Annotated in this window: 16 protein-coding genes; 7 read left to right on the top strand and 9 right to left on the bottom strand. The window is 69.5% G+C overall.

From position 1 onward, the window contains the following. Together glmM and folP are read right to left on the bottom strand one after the other, a co-directional pair. Positions 1-1341, bottom strand: coding sequence for a phosphoglucosamine mutase (gene glmM / locus FDP22_RS14130; protein ID WP_138574627.1), 1341 nt, complete (start codon positions 1339-1341; stop codon positions 1-3). Continuing rightward, entirely contained in the window at positions 1338-2342 is a 1005-nt protein-coding gene (folP, locus tag FDP22_RS14125) for a dihydropteroate synthase (protein ID WP_138574625.1), read from the bottom strand. The genes glmM and folP overlap by 4 nt, the downstream gene beginning before the upstream one ends. Before the next feature lie 206 nt (positions 2343-2548). Between folP and FDP22_RS14120 the strand changes: the two genes are divergently transcribed. The 4 genes from FDP22_RS14120 to FDP22_RS14105 are packed head-to-tail and all read left to right on the top strand — an operon-like array spanning position 2549 to position 5799. Beyond that, positions 2549-2863, top strand: a complete 315-nt coding sequence (locus tag FDP22_RS14120) for a DUF2849 domain-containing protein (RefSeq protein ID WP_138574623.1) — start codon at positions 2549-2551, stop codon at positions 2861-2863. 8 nt (positions 2864-2871) lie between these two features. Further along, complete coding sequence (locus tag FDP22_RS14115) at positions 2872-4530, top strand: nitrite/sulfite reductase (protein WP_138574621.1); 1659 nt, start codon at positions 2872-2874, stop codon at positions 4528-4530. After that, on the top strand, positions 4514-5008 hold the full coding sequence (locus tag FDP22_RS14110) for a DUF934 domain-containing protein (protein WP_138574619.1): 495 nt from the start codon (positions 4514-4516) through the stop codon (positions 5006-5008). Before FDP22_RS14115 ends, FDP22_RS14110 begins: the two co-directional genes overlap by 17 nt. Beyond that, on the top strand, positions 5008-5799 hold the full coding sequence (locus FDP22_RS14105; RefSeq protein WP_138574617.1) for a phosphoadenylyl-sulfate reductase: 792 nt from the start codon (positions 5008-5010) through the stop codon (positions 5797-5799). The genes FDP22_RS14110 and FDP22_RS14105 overlap by 1 nt, the downstream gene beginning before the upstream one ends. 248 nt (positions 5800-6047) lie before the next feature. Here the strand turns inward: FDP22_RS14105 and FDP22_RS14100 are convergent, their stop codons facing one another. The 5 genes from FDP22_RS14100 to FDP22_RS14075 all read right to left on the bottom strand — a co-directional run bounded on the left by FDP22_RS14100 (position 6048) and on the right by FDP22_RS14075 (position 11219). Then, entirely contained in the window at positions 6048-6929 is an 882-nt protein-coding gene (locus tag FDP22_RS14100) for a hypothetical protein (RefSeq protein WP_170317707.1), read from the bottom strand. Positions 6930-7001: 72 nt separating this feature from the next. Next, positions 7002-7691 carry an HAD-IA family hydrolase gene (locus FDP22_RS14090; protein WP_170317706.1) on the bottom strand — a complete coding sequence of 230 codons (690 nt, stop codon included), beginning with the start codon at positions 7689-7691 and terminating at the stop codon, positions 7002-7004. Beyond that, positions 7688-8245, bottom strand: a complete 558-nt coding sequence (locus tag FDP22_RS14085) for a thioredoxin family protein (protein ID WP_138574609.1) — start codon at positions 8243-8245, stop codon at positions 7688-7690. The genes FDP22_RS14090 and FDP22_RS14085 overlap by 4 nt, the downstream gene beginning before the upstream one ends. 51 nt (positions 8246-8296) lie before the next feature. Beyond that, positions 8297-10021, bottom strand: coding sequence for a SulP family inorganic anion transporter (locus tag FDP22_RS14080; RefSeq protein WP_239031782.1), 1725 nt, complete (start codon positions 10019-10021; stop codon positions 8297-8299). A gap of 244 nt (positions 10022-10265) precedes the next feature. Continuing rightward, a complete protein-coding gene (locus FDP22_RS14075; protein ID WP_138574607.1) occupies positions 10266-11219 on the bottom strand; it encodes a dihydroneopterin aldolase in 954 nt (317 codons plus the stop codon). 232 nt (positions 11220-11451) lie between these two features. On the opposite strand from FDP22_RS14075, the gene FDP22_RS14070 reads away from it, so the two are divergent. Then, the gene (locus tag FDP22_RS14070; RefSeq protein WP_138574811.1) at positions 11452-11754 is read left to right on the top strand and encodes an urease subunit gamma; all 303 of its coding nucleotides are present in this window, start codon (positions 11452-11454) and stop codon (positions 11752-11754) included. A gap of 164 nt (positions 11755-11918) precedes the next feature. Continuing rightward, positions 11919-12224: an urease subunit beta gene (locus FDP22_RS14065; protein WP_138574605.1), complete on the top strand. Its 306-nt coding sequence runs from the start codon at positions 11919-11921 to the stop codon at positions 12222-12224. Positions 12225-12332: 108 nt separating this feature from the next. Here the strand turns inward: FDP22_RS14065 and FDP22_RS14060 are convergent, their stop codons facing one another. Then, positions 12333-13085 carry a c-type cytochrome gene (locus FDP22_RS14060; RefSeq protein WP_239031781.1) on the bottom strand — a complete coding sequence of 251 codons (753 nt, stop codon included), beginning with the start codon at positions 13083-13085 and terminating at the stop codon, positions 12333-12335. A 344-nt stretch (positions 13086-13429) separates the two neighbouring features. Here FDP22_RS14060 and ureC point away from each other — a divergent pair, with 344 nt between their 5' ends. Beyond that, complete coding sequence (gene ureC / locus FDP22_RS14055; RefSeq protein ID WP_138574604.1) at positions 13430-15142, top strand: urease subunit alpha; 1713 nt, start codon at positions 13430-13432, stop codon at positions 15140-15142. Positions 15143-15855: 713 nt separating this feature from the next. Here ureC and FDP22_RS14050 read toward each other — a convergent pair. Continuing rightward, a complete protein-coding gene (locus FDP22_RS14050) occupies positions 15856-16434 on the bottom strand; it encodes a cell wall hydrolase (RefSeq protein WP_239031780.1) in 579 nt (192 codons plus the stop codon). Positions 16435-16663: the final 229 nt, after the last annotated feature.

The following is a 16663-nucleotide window of genomic DNA, read 5'->3' as shown; positions in this document are numbered from 1 at the left end:
TCAGACCGCGCGGGCCACCGCGTCGCAGATGCTGTCGACCACGTCTTCCAGCAGCACGGGATCTTCCGCCTCGCCCATCACGCGAACCAGCGGCTCGGTGCCCGACCGGCGGATCACCAGGCGCCCGGTGCTGCCGAGCCGGACCTCTCCGGCGGCGATGGCGGCCTTCACCCGGTCCGTCTCCAGCGGCTCGGTGCCTTCGGTGTAGCGCATGTTCTTCAGGAGCTGCGGCACGGGGGTGAACACCTGGCCGATCTCGGAAAGCGGCTTCACCGTCTCCACCAGCGTGGCGAGGATCTGCAGCGCCGCGATCAGCCCGTCGCCGGTGGTGGTGTAGTCCGACATCACGATGTGGCCGGATTGTTCGCCGCCGAGGTTGCAGCCGGACTGGCGCATGTCCTCGACCACGTAGCGGTCTCCCACCCGCGTGCGGCGCAGCCCGATGCCGCGCCCGGCAAGGAACCGCTCCAGCCCGAGGTTCGACATCACGGTGGCCACCAGCGCGCCGCCGCGCAGCCGGCCCTCCCCGGCCCAGCGGGAGGCGATGAGCCCCATGATCTGGTCGCCGTCGATGATGCGCCCGGTCTCGTCGATCACATGCACGCGGTCCGCGTCCCCGTCGAGCGCGATGCCGATGTCCGCGCCGGTTTCCAGCACAAGGGCCTGCGCGGCCTCCGGGTGGGTGGAGCCCACGCCGGCATTGATGTTGAACCCGTCGGGCGCGGTGCCCAGCGTGATCACCTCCGCGCCCAGCTCCCACAGCACCTCGGGCGCCGTGCGGTAGGCCGCGCCATGCGCGCAATCGAGCACGATCTTCAGCCCGTCCAGCCGCAAGCCGCGCGGGAAAGTGGTCTTCGCGAACTCGGTGTAGCGGCCGTAGGCCACGTCGATGCGCTTCGCCCGGCCGATGCCGGAGGGCTCCGACAGGTCCGGCGCCTCGGCGAGATAGCCCTCGATCTCGGCCTCCGCGGCGTCCGAGAGCTTGTAGCCGTCGGGGCCGAAGAACTTGATGCCGTTGTCCTCGAACGGGTTGTGCGAGGCGGAGATCATCACCCCGAGGTCCGCGCGCAGCGACCGGGTGAGCATCGCCACAGCCGGTGTCGGCATCGGCCCGAGCAGGAAGACGTTCATGCCCACCGAGGTGAAGCCGGCGGTCATCGCCGTCTCCAGCATGTAGCCGGAGCGACGGGTGTCCTTGCCGATGATCACCCGGTGCTCCTGATGGCCGTTGCGGAAGTAGCGCCCGGCGGCCATGCCCAGCCGCATCGCCATCTCGGCGGTCATCGCGCCGGAGTTGGCGCGGCCGCGCACCCCGTCGGTTCCGAACAGCTTGCGGGTCATGATGTCTCTCCGGTGGTGGTGGCGCGCCAGAGGCGGACGGCCTGGATGGTGTCTTCCACGTCATGCACGCGCAGGACCTGGGCGCCCTGCGCGAGCCCGGCAAGCCCGGCGGCGATGGAGCCGGGAAAGCGGTCCGCCGCCGCCTCTGCCCCGCCGATGGTGCCGATGAAGCGCTTGCGCGACACGCCCAGCAGCAGCGGATAGCCCAGGGCGTGGAAGGCCGCGAGGCCGCGGATGAGCGCGAGGTTCTGCGCGGCGGTCTTGGCGAAGCCGATGCCCGGGTCGAGCAGGATGTGCCCGGGGCGGATGCCGGCGGCGATACAGGCCTCGGCGCGCGCGCCGAGCCAGTCCACCACTTCCCCGAGCACGTCGGCATAGTCGGTGAGGCCGGTCATCGTCTCCGGCGTGCCGCGAGAATGCATCAGGCACACGGGGGCGTCGCACTCGGCGGCCAGCGCCAGACTGTCGGGGGCGTGGGTGAGCGCGGTCACGTCGTTCCACAGGTCGCCGCCCGCGGCATGGGCGGCGCGGAACACCGCGGGCTTGCGGGTGTCCACCGAGATCGGCGTGGCAATGCCGGCGGCGCGGATCGCCTCGATGGCGGGCACGACGCGGGCGATCTCCTCCGCGTCCGGCACGGTCGCGGAGCCGGGGCGGGTGGATTCGCCGCCGATGTCGATGATGTCGACCCCCGCGGCAACCATGTCCCGCGCCCGCGCAAGGGCGCGGGCGACACCGAAGTTCCGCCCGCCGTCGGAGAAACTGTCCGGCGTCACGTTGAGGATGCCCATCACCCGGGGGCTGGCGAGATCGAGGCCGCAGAGCGCCGGCCGCGGCGCGGTGAGCGCGGCAAGCAGGCCCGGGGCCAGCGTGTCGGCCGGCGCCACCGCCCCGGCCGTCTCCACCAGCGCGAAGCGCAGCGGGCCCCCCGCCAGCGGCAGCGCACCGGGCGTCGCGGGGTCGCAGACAAGCGGGCGCGGAAGAGGTCTGATGTCCTGCATGATGCTGAGGCTGGTAAAGAAGCGCGGGCCGGGCTGCAATCCAATTAACGTTGCACCCTATTTCACAGCCACTTAGGTGTAATCTTTCGTGAGCGATTTTAGGGATGTGAATTATTGTAATCCACGCGCCCTTGCTCCATATTGCGGTGCAATCAGTCACCCAAGGTGCGGGAGAAATCCGCGCACCGACAGGCAGGAGTCCCGCCATGGCCCGTGCGTTCCGCCCCGTAGTCCTCACCGCGAACGACCTCGTGGAGGGCGATGTCGTGTGGTGGACCGGCACCGTCTGGAGCCGGGACGTCGCCGAGGCGGCCGTCTTCGAGACGCCCGAAGCCGCGGAGGCCGCGGAAGCGGCGCTGAACACGCCCGAACATGCAGCCTGTACCGTGGGGATCGTGCGCGTGGAAGTGGAAATGCGCGACGGCGCGCCCTTCCCCACCCTGCGTCGCGAGCAGATCCGCGCCGAACGCCGCCCCACTTTCGATTACCTGCCGACGTCAAAAGTCAGCGAAGCCGCCTGAGGCCAGCCATGTACAGCTACGATGAATTCGATGAACGTTTCGTTCGTGAGCGTGTCGCGCAGTTCCGCGACCAGGTCGCGCGCCGGCTCGACGGCAGCCTGACGGAGGAGGAGTTCCGGCCCCTGCGGCTGATGAACGGGCTCTACCTGCAGCTTCACGCCTACATGCTGCGCATCGCCATCCCCTACGGCACGATGAACGGCCGGCAGATGCGCCAGCTCGGCGTGATCGCGGAGAAGTGGGACCGTGGCTACGGCCATTTCACCACCCGCCAGAACATCCAGTTCAACTGGCCCAAGCTCAAGGACATCCCGGAGATCCTGGAGGCGCTGGCCGACGTGGGCATGCACGCCATCCAGACCTCGGGCAACTGCATCCGCAACACCACCTCGGACCCGTTCTCCGGTGTCGCCACCGACGAGATCGAGGACCCGCGCGTGACCTGCGAGCTGATCCGCCAGTGGTCGTCGCTGCACCCGGAATTCACCTTCCTGGGCCGCAAGTTCAAGATTGCCGTCACCGGCGCCAGCCAGGACCGCGCCGCGATCCGCGTGCATGACATCGGCATCGAGATCGTGAAGAACGACGCGGGCGAGACCGGCTACCGCATCCTCGTGGGCGGCGGCCTGGGCCGCACGCCGATGATCGGCAAGGAGCTGCGCGCCTTCCTGCCGCGCGCCGAGCTGCTGCCCTATCTGGAAGCCTGCCTGCGCGTGTACAACATGCACGGCCGGCGCGACAACAAGTACAAGGCGCGCATCAAGATCCTGGTGCACGAACTGGGCATCGACACCTACCGCGAGCATGTGGAGGCCGAATTCGCCCGCATCGACCGCGCGAACACCGCCGCCGACATGGCCGAGTTCGCCCGCATCGCCGAGCAGTTCGCCCCGCCCGCCTACCCGGAGCTGCCCGACGAAAGCGCCATCTTCGAGCGTGCCCGCAAGGCGCATCCGGACTTCGCGCACTGGGTGGACCAGAACGGCTTCGCGCACCGCGTGCCCGGGTTCCTGGCCGTGACCGTGTCGCTGAAGCCGGTGGGCGGCGCGCCGGGCGATGCCACCGCCGAGCAGCTGCGCGTGCTGGCCGAGGCCGCCGAGCAGTATTCGATGGACGAGCTGCGCATCACCCATGAGCAGAACGTGGTCCTGCCCAACGTGAAGAAGGACGAGCTCTTCGCCCTCTGGACCCTGCTGAAGAGCCAGGGCCTGGACGCGCCGAACAAGGGGCTGGTGACCGACATCATCGCCTGCCCCGGGCTCGACTACTGCGCGCTGGCCACCGCCCGCTCCATCCCCGTGGCGCAGGAGATCTCGAAGCGCTTTTCCGACCCGGCCCGCATGGCCGACATCGGGCCGCTCGCCATCAAGATCTCCGGCTGCATCAATGCCTGCGGCCACCACCACGTGGGCCATATCGGCATCCTGGGCCTCGATAAGGCCGGGGTGGAGAGCTACCAGATCACCCTTGGCGGCGACCCCGCCAACGATGCCAGCCTCGGAGACCGCACCGGCCCCGGTTTCGCCTATGACCAGGTGCCCGGCGTGATCGAGACGCTGGTGGAGACCTATCTCGGGCTGCGCGAGCCGCGCGAGACGTTCCTGCAGACCTACAGACGGGTCGGAATGGCCCCGTTCAAGGAGGCACTTTATGCCGACGCTGCGTGACATCAACGGCATCCTGGAGGATGCCTGGACCCGTCTGGACGAGGGCGCCGACGCGCCCGCCGGCCCGGCGATCTATCCGTTCCCCGGCGATGTGGCCGGCAATGACCCGGCACTGATCGGCATCCACGTCAGCAATGATGTGGACCCGGAAGCGGTGGTTCCCATGTTCGAACGGGTGTCGCTGATTTCCGTTGCCTTTCCGGCCTTTACCGACGGTCGTGGCTTCTCCATCGCCCGGCGCCTGCGCGCGCTCGGCTACACGGGGCGCCTGCGCGCCGCGGGGCCGGTGATCGCCGACCAGTTCCGCTACCTGCTCGAATGCGGGTTCGACGAGGTGGAGGTGCCGGACGCGCTGGCAGCCCGCCAGCCGCAGGAGCAGTGGGCGCGCGCGGCCGACGAGGTCACGCTGTCCTATCAGCGCGGCTATGCCGGTCGGTCCAACATCCTGGAGGCGCGCCGGGCGGCGCGGGACGTGTGATGACAGATCCCAGATCCGTGAACGGCGACAAGCTCGTCTCGCTGCCCGCGCCCACTGTGGCGCATGCCCTCTCGCGCCTGGCGGAAGGCAACACGCCGCAGCAGATCCTGAAGACCGCGCTCACCCGGGACTTTCCGGGGCGGATCGCGCTCGTCTCCTCCTTCGGGGCCGAGAGCGCGCCGCTGCTGCACATGGTCTCGCAGATCGACAAATCCACGCCGGTGCTGTTCCTGGAGACCGGGATGCTGTTCCCGGCTACGCTGAGCTACCAGCAGGACCTGGCGGAGACGCTTGGCCTCACCGATGTGCGGGTGATCCGCCCCTCGCGGGAAGACCTGCTGGTGGCGGACCCGAACGGCCAGTTGCACAAGGAAGATCCGGACGCCTGCTGCGGCATCCGCAAGACCCTGCCGCTGAACCGCGCGCTGGAAGGGTTCTCCGCCTGGATCACCGGTCGCAAGCGCTACCAGTCCTCCAGCCGGGCCGAGCTGGAGTTCTTCGACGCCGATGCCGACGGGCGCATCAAGGTGAACCCCTTGGCCATGTGGGACGCGCACCAGATCCGCGCCTACATGGAGGAACACCAGTTGCCCCTGCACCCGATGGTGAGCGAGAACTTCCCGTCCATCGGCTGCGCCCCCTGCACCACGCCGGTCGCCCCGGGCGAAGACCCGCGTGCCGGCCGCTGGCGGGGCCGCGAGAAGGTGGAATGCGGCATCCACATCGTCGACGGCAAGGTGATCCGCGAAGAGATCCGCGAACATGAGGGCGTCGTCGCCTCCTTCATGTGATCAGGCGTCCCGGCGCAGTCTGCCATCGCCGGACCGACCAACCTGCTTCCCAGACCGCCGGGCCCGCGCCCGGCGGTTTTGCGTTCGGGGGCCGCGCGCCAGGCCCTGCCCTCCGTTTCCCACGTCTCGCGCCCGAGGCATCGGTTCCCGACCCGGGGGGCGGGGAACCCGCTCCCGAAACCTGCTCCGCCCCGGGGCCTCCATGTCGTCTTTCGCGCCCTGAACGGGCGGTGACGGGCCGCGCCGGATCAGCGGCTCGCGTCGAGTCGAGACAACTGGCCAGGCTCCATGCGCGCCCAGGAGACCGCTCCCTGATACTGGTCACGGGCGAGGACGACCACGTCCACGCCCGGCGGCGCTTCCACCGCCGCGCGGTTGCCCGCGGGGATGCGCTTCGTGATCACGCTCACGGAGACCACACCACTGGCGATGTCGCCCTTCAGGTCCCGGATCATGCCGCCGCGCCGGGTGAGACGCTCCGCATGGCGGCCCAGCACCAAGGCGCGCTCCGATGTCTCCATCCGCGCGCCGGCATCCCCGAACAGGGAGAGGAGCGCCATCCGCCGGGCGAACTCCACCTCGTCCTGCGCCGCTTCGGCCGCCAGCCGCGCGTCCACGGTCTCGATGATCGCCCGATCGATCAGCGCCCTGGTCTCGGTCTCGTCCGGAGGGTCCGACGTGGCGCCTGGCCGCATGCCCGACGTGGTTTCCACCGCCTTCGCCCAGGCGTTGAGCGCCGCGGCCAGCGCCGTGGGCAGCCCGGCCAGCCTGTCAGGCTCCAGCAATGCGGAGAGCGGTTCGTCAGCCCCCAGCGGCGGCCCCTCGGTGAGGCGATAGCTCCGGCGCAGGCTGGTCTCCACCTTCGCGAGCTGCTGTTCCATCCGCACCCGGGCCTGCTCCATCAGCATGTCGCGCAGACCGGCGGCGTCCAGCCGCACCCCCTGTGCTTCGCCCGGGGAACCGGGCGGGCCATACCCCTGCGTCCAGGGCCGGGCAGCCTCCACCCGCGTGGCGCCGGAGGCGGAGCCGCGCGAGAAGCTCACCACCGCCACCTCCGTCACGCGGCCGACGGGCAGCACCGCGCTTCGGGCAGGACCGCCGAGGCCGGATACGACTGGCATCTCAAGCATCGCTCACTCCTCGCAGATGGACCCGACAGGCCATCAGGGAAGCACGCAGAGCTTAAGAAAGCCTTGCAGCAGTCAGGAGAGGCGCAGCGCCCCGGCGGCGGCATGGGGTGCCTCGAGCGCGGCCAGAATGCAGTCCGCCGCCGCGTCCCAATGGCCGAAATGCGCGCTGTGGGCGATCTCCTGCCAGGGCCGCTTGCGGTACCCATGCTCATGGATCACGAAGGGGCAGCCGAAATTCGCCGCCGTGGCGGAATCCGTCTCGCTGTCGCCCACGAACACCACGGGGCCCGGGCCCATGTCCTGCAGCGTGTGGCGGATCATCTCCGGGTCCGGTTTCATCACGGCAATGCTGTCACCGAAGGTGAAGCTGTCGAACCAGGCCGAGAGACCGAGGCCGCCGAGCACGCGCCGGCCCGGGATGGTGGGCTTCTGCGTGCAAACGCCCAGCCGGTGGCCGGCGGCGCGCAGCCGCTCCAGCGCCGCTGCCACGCCGTCGTAAGGACGTGTCGCAACCAGCGGATTTTCATCATAGATCTCACGAAACCTCGCCAGGTGCACCGAGAGCTCCCCGGGCACGCCGCCGGTGTGTTCCAAGAGCCCCTCCACCTGCCGCGGGATGCCCCGGCCGACGAAGCTCTTGTAGGTCTCGACACTGACCGGCGCGCGGCCAAGCTCCTCCACCAGACGGTTTCCCGCGGCACAGAGCGAGGGCGCGCTGTCCACCAGCGTGCCGTCGAGATCGAAGATGATGTTGGCTGTCATGCTGCCCGCCATTTTATCGAACATCCTATCGACGCGACCTGTTCCGCCGGCCCGGCACCGGTTTCGGCCACCATGCGCATCGCCTCGAAGAGGTCGCGGCGCAGGTCCGCGGGGCCGGCTTCCTTGCGGCTCGCGTCAAGGCGGCCGCGGTATTGCAGGCCGCCCTTCGCGTCATACCCGAAGAAATCCGGCGTGCAAACCGCACCATAGGCGCGGGCGACGGACTGGTCCGTGTCGATCAGGTAGGGAAAGGTGAAACCGTGGCGGGCGGCGAAGACGGACATCTGCTCCGGGGCATCGGCCGGATAGGCCTCCCAGTCGTTCGACATGATGGCGGCCACGCCGATGCCCAGCCCCTGCAGCGCGGCGGCATCGCGCACGAACCGGTCGATCACCGCGCGCACGTAGGGGCAATGGTTGCAGATGAAGGCCAGGAGCATGCCGCGCGGGCCCATCACCTGGTCGCGGCTGCGGGGGGTGCCGAAGGTGTCGGACAGCACGAAGGCGGGTGCGGGGCGGCCGAACTCACAGACAGGCGGGGCCAGAGAGGCCATGGCGTCTTCCTCCTGAGGTCAGTGTTTTGCCGCAGTCTAGCGCGCGCCGGCTCAGTAGCCGAGTTCGCGCATTGCCGCATGGGCGCCGGGCTTGGTGGCGCATTCGTGGAACAGCCGGATGCGGCAGCCGCGGCAGATCTCGTTATCCGCGTCCGCCACGGCAGCGGCGATGGCTTCGCCCTTGTTCGCATGGAGCTTTTCGTGCCCCAACTCCTCGATGACCTGCAGCCGGCGCAGGCGGCCGAGCATGTTCGTGGTCTGCGCGATGAGGTGGAAATCCCCGCCCTTGCGCCGCGCGGTGCGGATCTCCTCGATCAGAAGGTCCGCGCCGGCGAGGTCGATGTCGCCCACCGATTTCAGGATCAGCACCTTGATGCGCTGCTGGGGATGCTCGCGCTCGACCTTGCGGAACTCGCGCTCGATATGCTCCACCGAGCCGAAGTAGATCAGCCCGTCGATGCGGATGATGGTGATCTGCGGGCACTCGGAGAGGTTCGCGTCCTTCGCGCCGACGAACTTGCGCGCGCCGTTCACCAGCTTCGGCGCGCCCACCATCACCGCCGGTTGCGAGCTCTTGTGCAGGAACAGCAGCAGCGAGGCGATGACGCCGACGTAAATGGCGAAGTCGAGCTCGATCAGCAGGCCCGAGAGGAAGGTGACCCCCAGCACCGCGCTCTCCCCGCGCGAGGAGCGGATGACATGGCGGATCTCGCGCTGGTCGATCAGCCGGTAGGCGACGTAAAGGATGAGCCCGGCCATCGCCGGCCGCGGGATATGCGCGATCAGCGGCAGCACCAGCAGCATCATGAGGGCGAGGAACAGGCTGGCGAACACCGTGGCCAGCGGCGTGCGCGCGCCCATTTCCACGTTCACCCCGGTGCGGGTGAAGGAGCCCGAGCTGGCGTAGTTCTGGAAGAAGCCGCCCACGATGTTGGAGGCCGCCTGGCCGAAGATCTCCTGCGTGGCGTTGAAGCGTTCGCGGCGCCGGATGGCCATGGCGCGGCCGATGGACACCGCCTCCAGCAGGCCGATCAGCGCGATGGCGAAGGCGCCCTTGGCGAGATCGGGCGTGTCGGACGTGTTGAAATCCGGCACGCGCAGGTCCGGCAGCGCCCCCGGCAGGGCACCCACCATCCGCACGCCCAGCAGGTCCGCCTGCAGCACCCAGCCGAGCAGCGAGCCGAGCACCAGCGCGAGCAGGAACCCCGGCAGCACGCGGGAGAACCTCTGCAGCAGGACCACCGCCGCCAGGGTGACCCCGGAGAGCAGCAGCGCGGTGAGGTTGGTCTCCGGCAGGGCGAAGGCCACGCGCTCCAGCCGCTCGAACACCGTGCCTCCGCCGGGGATCTGCACCCCCAGCGCGGTGGGAAGCTGGCTCACCACGATGAGGATGGCGGCGGCGGCGGTGAAGCCGGTCATCACCGAGTGCGAGACGAAGGACACCACCGAGCCCATGCGCGCGAAGCCGGCGGCGAGCTGGATCACCCCCACCATCACGGTGAGCTGCAACATCAGCTCGATGTAGCTCGGCGAGCCCGGCTCCGCCAGCGGCGAGAGGGTGGTGTAGATGATGACGGAGAGCGCCGTGGTCGGCCCGCTCACCATCACCATGGACGAGCCGAACAGCGCCGCGACGAGGCCCGCGACGATGGCGGTGTAGATGCCGAATTCCGGCGGCAACCCGGCGATGGTTGCGAAGGCGACGCCCTGGGGAAGCACGACGGCAGCGCCGGTGAAGCCGGCAATGGCGTCCGCCCGCAGGGTCGTGCGGGTCATGCCCCGCATCCAGGTCAGGAAGGGGAGCGCTTTCGCAAGGCCCGGTTTCACATCGGGGTCCCTCTGATCTGCTGCGGCGTTCCGGCCGCGCGGTCCCGACCCTCCGGCGCCTGCTCCAACGGGGCTGTCCCTCCGGCATGGGAGGACCGGCGCGGCAGAGCCCCGCTCCCGCAACACCGGACCGGACAGGGCGAGTCACCTCTCCCGGCCCACTCGTCCCGCGTAGCAGTTTGAAGAGAACTTGTTAAGCAGTTGTGTCAGCGCAGGCTTCCGCCCAGGCCCGGAACCGGGAAACGTCCGGCAGGCCGAAGCGTTCCTCGGCCGCGGAGGCCTCCTCCGCGCCCAGAACCCCCCGGTTGCAGGCGCCCAGCGTGCCGGCCAGCCAGGCCGCGAGCCCGGATTCCGACACGTCCTGCGGCACCGGCCGGGCCCCCATCACCACATGCGCGGGCGCCCAGACCGCGATGCGGCCGGATTTCAGCGCGTGGTCGATTTCGGTGCGGGTTTCGGTGACGGTGAGGCGGGCGTCCCCCCCCGCGAGGCGCCAGGCGGCCTGCTCCATGGCGAGCAGGCGGATGCGCAGCGCGCCCTCCGGCCCTGCCCCGTCGGTGCGATGCGGCTCCGGGTGCGGCACCAGCAGCACCGGCCGTCCGCAGGCGGCGAGCGCATCGATCCAGTCAGCGCCGATCTCCCCGGCGAGGCGCAGCACGAGGGGCCGCGGCGCGTCGGGCCGCGGTGCCGGGGCCTCCGCGCGCACCGGGCGCAGCAGCTGCGCGTCCGGCGGCAGCGTGCCGCGCACGATCTCCACGCCCAGCGAGCCGGGAATCCGGTCCAGCTTCTCGATGCGCACGAAGGCGCGCACGGCGCGCGGATCGGCAAGGCAGCGCGCGGCCACGCGCTCGGCCAGGGTTTCGAGCAGGTTGATGCGCTCGGCCGCGATCTCCGTGTCCAGCGCCTCGAGGATGGTGTCGTAGGACAGCACCTTGTCCACGTCATCGTCCTGGGCGGCGGCGTGATGCGACACCTCCAGCGTGATGTTGAAGCGCAGCCGCTGCTCCACGCCCCGTTCGGAGCGGAAGGCGCCGATCTCCACCGAGCGCACGTGATCGCGCACCGAGATACGGTCAAGCGGCAGCGGCCGGGCGGTGCCCGGGCGGGCCTGCGGGGCCTCGAAAGCCAGGGCGGGATCTTCGGTCATGGGCAGCCCTTTCGCGCGACAGATCCGGGATCGGCCCCCCTGATACGTGGGGCGGGCCGGGAGGACAAGGCGCGGGGCCGACCCCTCGGCCTCCTCCCGCGACATGTGCTGCGGGATGTGGTGTGTCCGCCCCGCCGCTGCCACCTCATCTCATGCAATTGCCGCGAACGCGGGGTTTGACATTGCCTGAAAACCCCCCAAATGTAGGATCAACTGGATGGGAGAGGAATACGTGAATCTGAGCCCGCGGGAAAAGGACAAGCTTCTGGTCTCCATGGCCGCGGAGGTTGCCCGGAAACGGCTTGAACGTGGGGTGAAGCTCAATCACCCCGAGGCCATTGCTCTCATTACCGATTTCGTCGTCGAAGGTGCGCGCGATGGCCGTACCGTCGCAGATCTCATGTCCAGCGGTGCCGACGTCATCCGTCGGGACCAGTGCATGGAGGGAATCGCGGAGATGATTCCCGAGGTGCAGGTAGAAGCGACGTTTCCGGACGGAACCAAACTGGTAACCGTCCATCAGCCGATCCGCTAGGGAGGCCGTACGCATGAACACACTGCTCGATTACCTGAAGGAACTCGTCGGGGCCCTGCTCCCTGAGCCCCAGCCGCAGCCCATTCCGGTCCGCGTGACCGACGGCCGCCGGCCGGAGCGCCGCTGACCTCCCCCGCCGCCCCCGCCGCAAGATCGGAGACTGCATGATTCCCGGAGAAGTGTTTCCGTTGCCCGGCGATATCGAACTCAACGCCGGCGCGCAGGTCACGGTGCTGACCGTGGCCAACACCGGGGACCGCCCCGTGCAGGTCGGCAGCCACTACCATTTCGCCGAGGCGAACGCGGGGCTGGACTTCGATCGCGATGCGGCACGCGGCAAGCGCCTCGACATTCCGGCCGGCACAGCGGTGCGCTTCGAGCCCGGGCAGACCCGTGAGGTCTCCCTCGTCGACTATGGCGGGGACCGCAAGGTCTACGGGTTCAACGGCGCGGTGATGGGCCCGCTCTGAGCGCCCTGCCCGCCCGTCACAGCCCGGCGGCGCAACCGCCTGATCAGAAAGCATTTTCGTGAAAAGCCCGGTCAGGAATGACCGGGCTTTTCGCGTGGCGGGCCCGGCTCACGGGCGCTCCGGCGTCGGGCGCGGCGGCAGCGCGCGCAAGTACAGGATGATGGCGGAGATATCTTCCGGCTTAGCCTGAGCGTAGTAGCCGTAGCCCATGGGCGGCAGCATCTGCGTGCCGTCCGGGCGGGTTCCGGTGGTGATCATCCGGGCCAGGTCCGCGTCGCTCCAACGTGCGATGCCCTCCGGATGCGGGGTGAGGTTCGCGGCCACGGATTCCCCCCAGGGACCGTTGAAGACCATGCCGCCGGCGCCCGGGTTGTCATGGTCGGGGCCCTGCGGGGTCATCGGCGTGTGACACTCCATGCAATGCGCCACCGGTCCGGCGAGATAGGCGCCATAGGCAATCGTCTGCCCCGCCGGCACATCCGCCACATGGTCGACCGGCGGCCCCCAGGACGGTGGCAGCGCGATCCGGTAAACCGAGGGCGGAACGGTGTTTTCCACCGCAGGCACCGTGCGCAGATAGGCCACGATCGCGGCGAGATCACTGTCCGACAGCCCGCGATAGAGACCGATGGGCATGGGTGGCCCGATCAGCGTGCCGTCCGGCCGCAGGCCCTCGCGGATGGCGCGGGCCAGGTCCGCGTCGCTCCAGCTGCCCACCGGGCCCGCCGGCGTGATGTTGGGCGCATAGGCAGTGAAGGCCGGGTTGTCATCCACCAGCCGCCCGGACAGGGCGCGGCCCTGGTCCGGTCCGTTCGGGCCGAAGGGGGTGTGGCAATTGCCGCAGGCGCCGATCGCTTCCACGAGGTAGGCGCCACGGGCGATATCGGATCCGGCATGGGCCGGGGGCGACGACAGGGTCGCCGAAATGATGGCGCCGAGCAGGGCAAGCCCTCCCGGAGCCAGTGTGCGCGCGAAAAGCGCCAGAACCAGCGGTTTGATTTCGACCTCCCGAACTCATGCGTGCGTGCATCTGTGTGCCGTCTCCGCGTCTAGCAGCCGAATATGCGCCCGGATGTGCGTTCCCGCACCATAAATCTCGGGAGATGCGTGCACTGCGCGCGGCGGCGCGCAAGGCCCGGTTTCTTTTTGACATTTCCGGCCAGAAATTGCCTCATCCCCCGGAGAGTCTGAGGAGGAGCGCCGCAATGTCCTATCGCCTGCCCCGTGCCGATTACGCGGCCATGTACGGACCGACGGTGGGAGACCGGGTTCGCCTGGCCGACACCGACCTGATCATCGAGGTGGAGAAGGACCTCACCCTCTACGGCGAGGAAGTGAAGTTCGGCGGCGGCAAGGTGATCCGGGACGGCATGGGCCAGAGCCAGACACCCCGCGCCCACGGCGCCGTGGACACCGTGATCACCAACGCGCTGATCGTGGACTGGACCGGCATCGTGAAGGCCGACGTCGCGCTGCGCGACGGCCGCATCGCCGCCATCGGCAAGGCCGGGAACCCGGACACCCAGCCGGGCGTGGACATCATCGTGGGCCCGGGCACGGAGGTGATCGCCGGCGAGGGCCGCATCCTCACCGCCGGCGGGTTCGACAGCCATATCCACTTCATCTGCCCGCAGCAGTTCGACGACGCGCTGCATTCGGGCGTCACCACCCTGCTCGGCGGCGGCACCGGCCCCGCGCACGGCACGCTGGCGACCACCTGCACCCCCGGCGCCTGGCACATCGGGCGCATGCTGCAGGCGATGGATGCCTTCCCGATCAACGTGGGCATCGCCGGCAAGGGCAACGCCTCGCTGCCCGCGGCGCTGGAGGAGATGATCCTGGGCGGCGCCTGCGCGCTGAAGCTGCACGAGGACTGGGGCACAACCCCCGCGGCCATCGACTGTTGCCTCACCGTGGCGGACGCCTACGACATCCAGGTGATGATCCACACCGACACGCTCAACGAGAGCGGCTTCGTGGAAAACACCCTCGCCGCCATCAAGGGCCGCACCATCCACGCCTTCCACACCGAGGGTGCGGGCGGCGGCCATGCGCCCGACATCATCAAGCTGGCGGGGGTGGAGCACGTGATCCCCTCCTCCACCAACCCCACGCGGCCCTTCACCGGCAACACCATCGACGAGCATCTCGACATGCTGATGGTCTGCCACCACCTCTCCAAGTCCATCCCCGAGGACGTGGCCTTCGCAGAGAGCCGCATCCGCCGCGAGACCATCGCCGCGGAGGACATCCTGCACGACATGGGCGCGATGTCGATCATCGCCTCCGACAGTCAGGCCATGGGGCGCATCGGCGAGGTTCTGATCCGCACCTGGCAGACCGCGGACAAGATGAAGAAGCAGCGCGGCCGCCTGCCCGAGGAACAGGGCGACAACGACAACCTGCGCGTGCGCCGTTACATCGCGAAATACACCATCAACCCGGCCATCGCGCACGGCATGTCGCGCGAGATCGGCTCGGTCGAGGTCGGCAAGCGCGCGGATCTCGTGCTGTGGTCGCCGGCCTTCTTCGGGGTGAAACCGGAGATGGTGCTGGTGGGCGGCACCATCGCCATGGCGCAGATGGGCGATCCGAATGCCTCGATCCCCACGCCGCAGCCGGTCTATTCCAGGCCGATGTTCGGCGCCTTCGGCGGTGCGCGCACCGCAGGCGCGGTGACCTTCGTGAGTGCGGCGGCCCATGACGCGGGCATCGGCCGGCAGCTTGGTCTGGCCAAGAGCACCGTCGCGGTGGACAACACCCGGGGCAACATCGGCAAGTTCTCCATGCGGCTGAACGATGCCTGCCCGAAGATCGAGGTCGATCCGGAGACCTACGAGGTGCGCGCCGACGGCGAGCTGCTCACCTGCGAGCCGGCCACGGAACTGCCGATGGCACAGCGCTACTTCCTGTTCTGACACCGGCTGTCGCGCCGGCCGGCCGTGCTCCTGCCCGGCCGCCGGACCCCGGCCGTCCATGCGCCGCTTAACACTTCGTTAACCAGAGCCACCGAGCGCCGTGCTGACGGCCGACTCGGGCCGGGGCGACCCCTCCCCATCGCCCGGACGCATGGCAGCCCTGTGGCGCGCGCAGGGCGCCCGCAGCACCCGCCCCGGCGGAGACGCTAAACGGCTGCCATCCCTCCCGTGTGCACCCGCCCGCCAACGGCGCATCCATCGGCGCCAATCCCGTGGGCCCCCGCCCATCACCACGACACCCGGAAGGCCCTCCCGGCCGCGGGGTCGCAGCCTCCGGGCCGCCACCCGGCGACCACTGCCGGACTGCCCCCCGAGCCACACCGGAACGCGTTTGCGCCCGCGTGGGGAACGCAGGCACACAATGGGCTCTGTCTGAGATGGAGTGTCGAGCCGGCCCGAACGCCGCTCAGGCATCAGCGCCGGCAGCGCGGCCCGGACTTCAGCACCAGGGGCGCTGCTCAAGCATGAGCCCGATCGCGGCACCGGCGCCAGGGGCGCCGCCGGGGCGTCAGCACGACCCGGTATCAGCGCCGGGGGGCTCCCAAAGGTCAGGCCGGTCCGGACGTTACTGCCGGGAGCGCCGCCCGGGCGTCGGCGCGGTCCCGACGTCGGCGCCGGGGACCTTGCGCAGGCGTGAGCGCCGGGCGCGCTGCTCAGGCGTTGTTGCGGTAGAAGACATGCGCGCCGATCCGGGCCGTGCGCGACAGGTTCTTCGTCCAGCGCGGGCGCACCCGCAGCGTGTGGTAATGGGTGGCGCCGCCGGTGAGCATGCGCGGCTGGCCATCCATCATGATCCGCGCCACCTTGGCCACGCGCTCGTAGGCGGCCTGATTGCGGATGCGGTCGGAGCGGCCGTCGCAGGTGTAGCTGAACTGGCACTGGTGCAGCTTGCCGGTGCCCTGGTTCACCACCTTGCACACGGTGTCGGGGAAATCGTCGCTCTCGACGCGGTTCAGGATGACCTCGGCCACCGCCACCATGCCGGCGATCGACTCGCCACGGGCCTCGAAGTAGAGCGCCTCGGCCAGGCACTTGAACTCATCCCCGCCACGCGCGACGGGCAGCAGGTCGATTTCCTCGGGGCTGAAGGACAGGATGGACTGGCGGTCCTCCGCGGAGATCGCGCGCTGCTGGGCGCTGGAGACCAGCATCGAGGCTTCCGCATCCGCCCGGTTCAGCGCCGAGACCTCCGCGTGGAGCCGGTTGCCGCGTGGCCGGCTGGTGCCGTTCACCGGGCTCCCGGAGCCCCCCAGATCGATGAGCCGATCCGCATTCAGTGCCGTGAGGGCTGTCCGCTCCTGCGCCATCACCGAGGCGATCTGGAGCGCGATCTGATCTGTGCCCGAAGGCGCAGGGTCGTCCGTCTCGCCAGCCGCCACACCCGCCGCACAGATTACGGTACTCGATGTGATGGCGACAGCGCATGCGAGACTCCTCAAGCGGGCCCCGTGGGACCCTCCG

Origin of the sequence: Paroceanicella profunda (genome assembly GCF_005887635.2) — a bacterium.
Classification (GTDB): domain Bacteria; phylum Pseudomonadota; class Alphaproteobacteria; order Rhodobacterales; family Rhodobacteraceae; genus Paroceanicella; species Paroceanicella profunda.
Note: the sequence above shows the minus strand (reverse complement) of the source record. Positions and strands in the feature narration are given on the sequence as shown.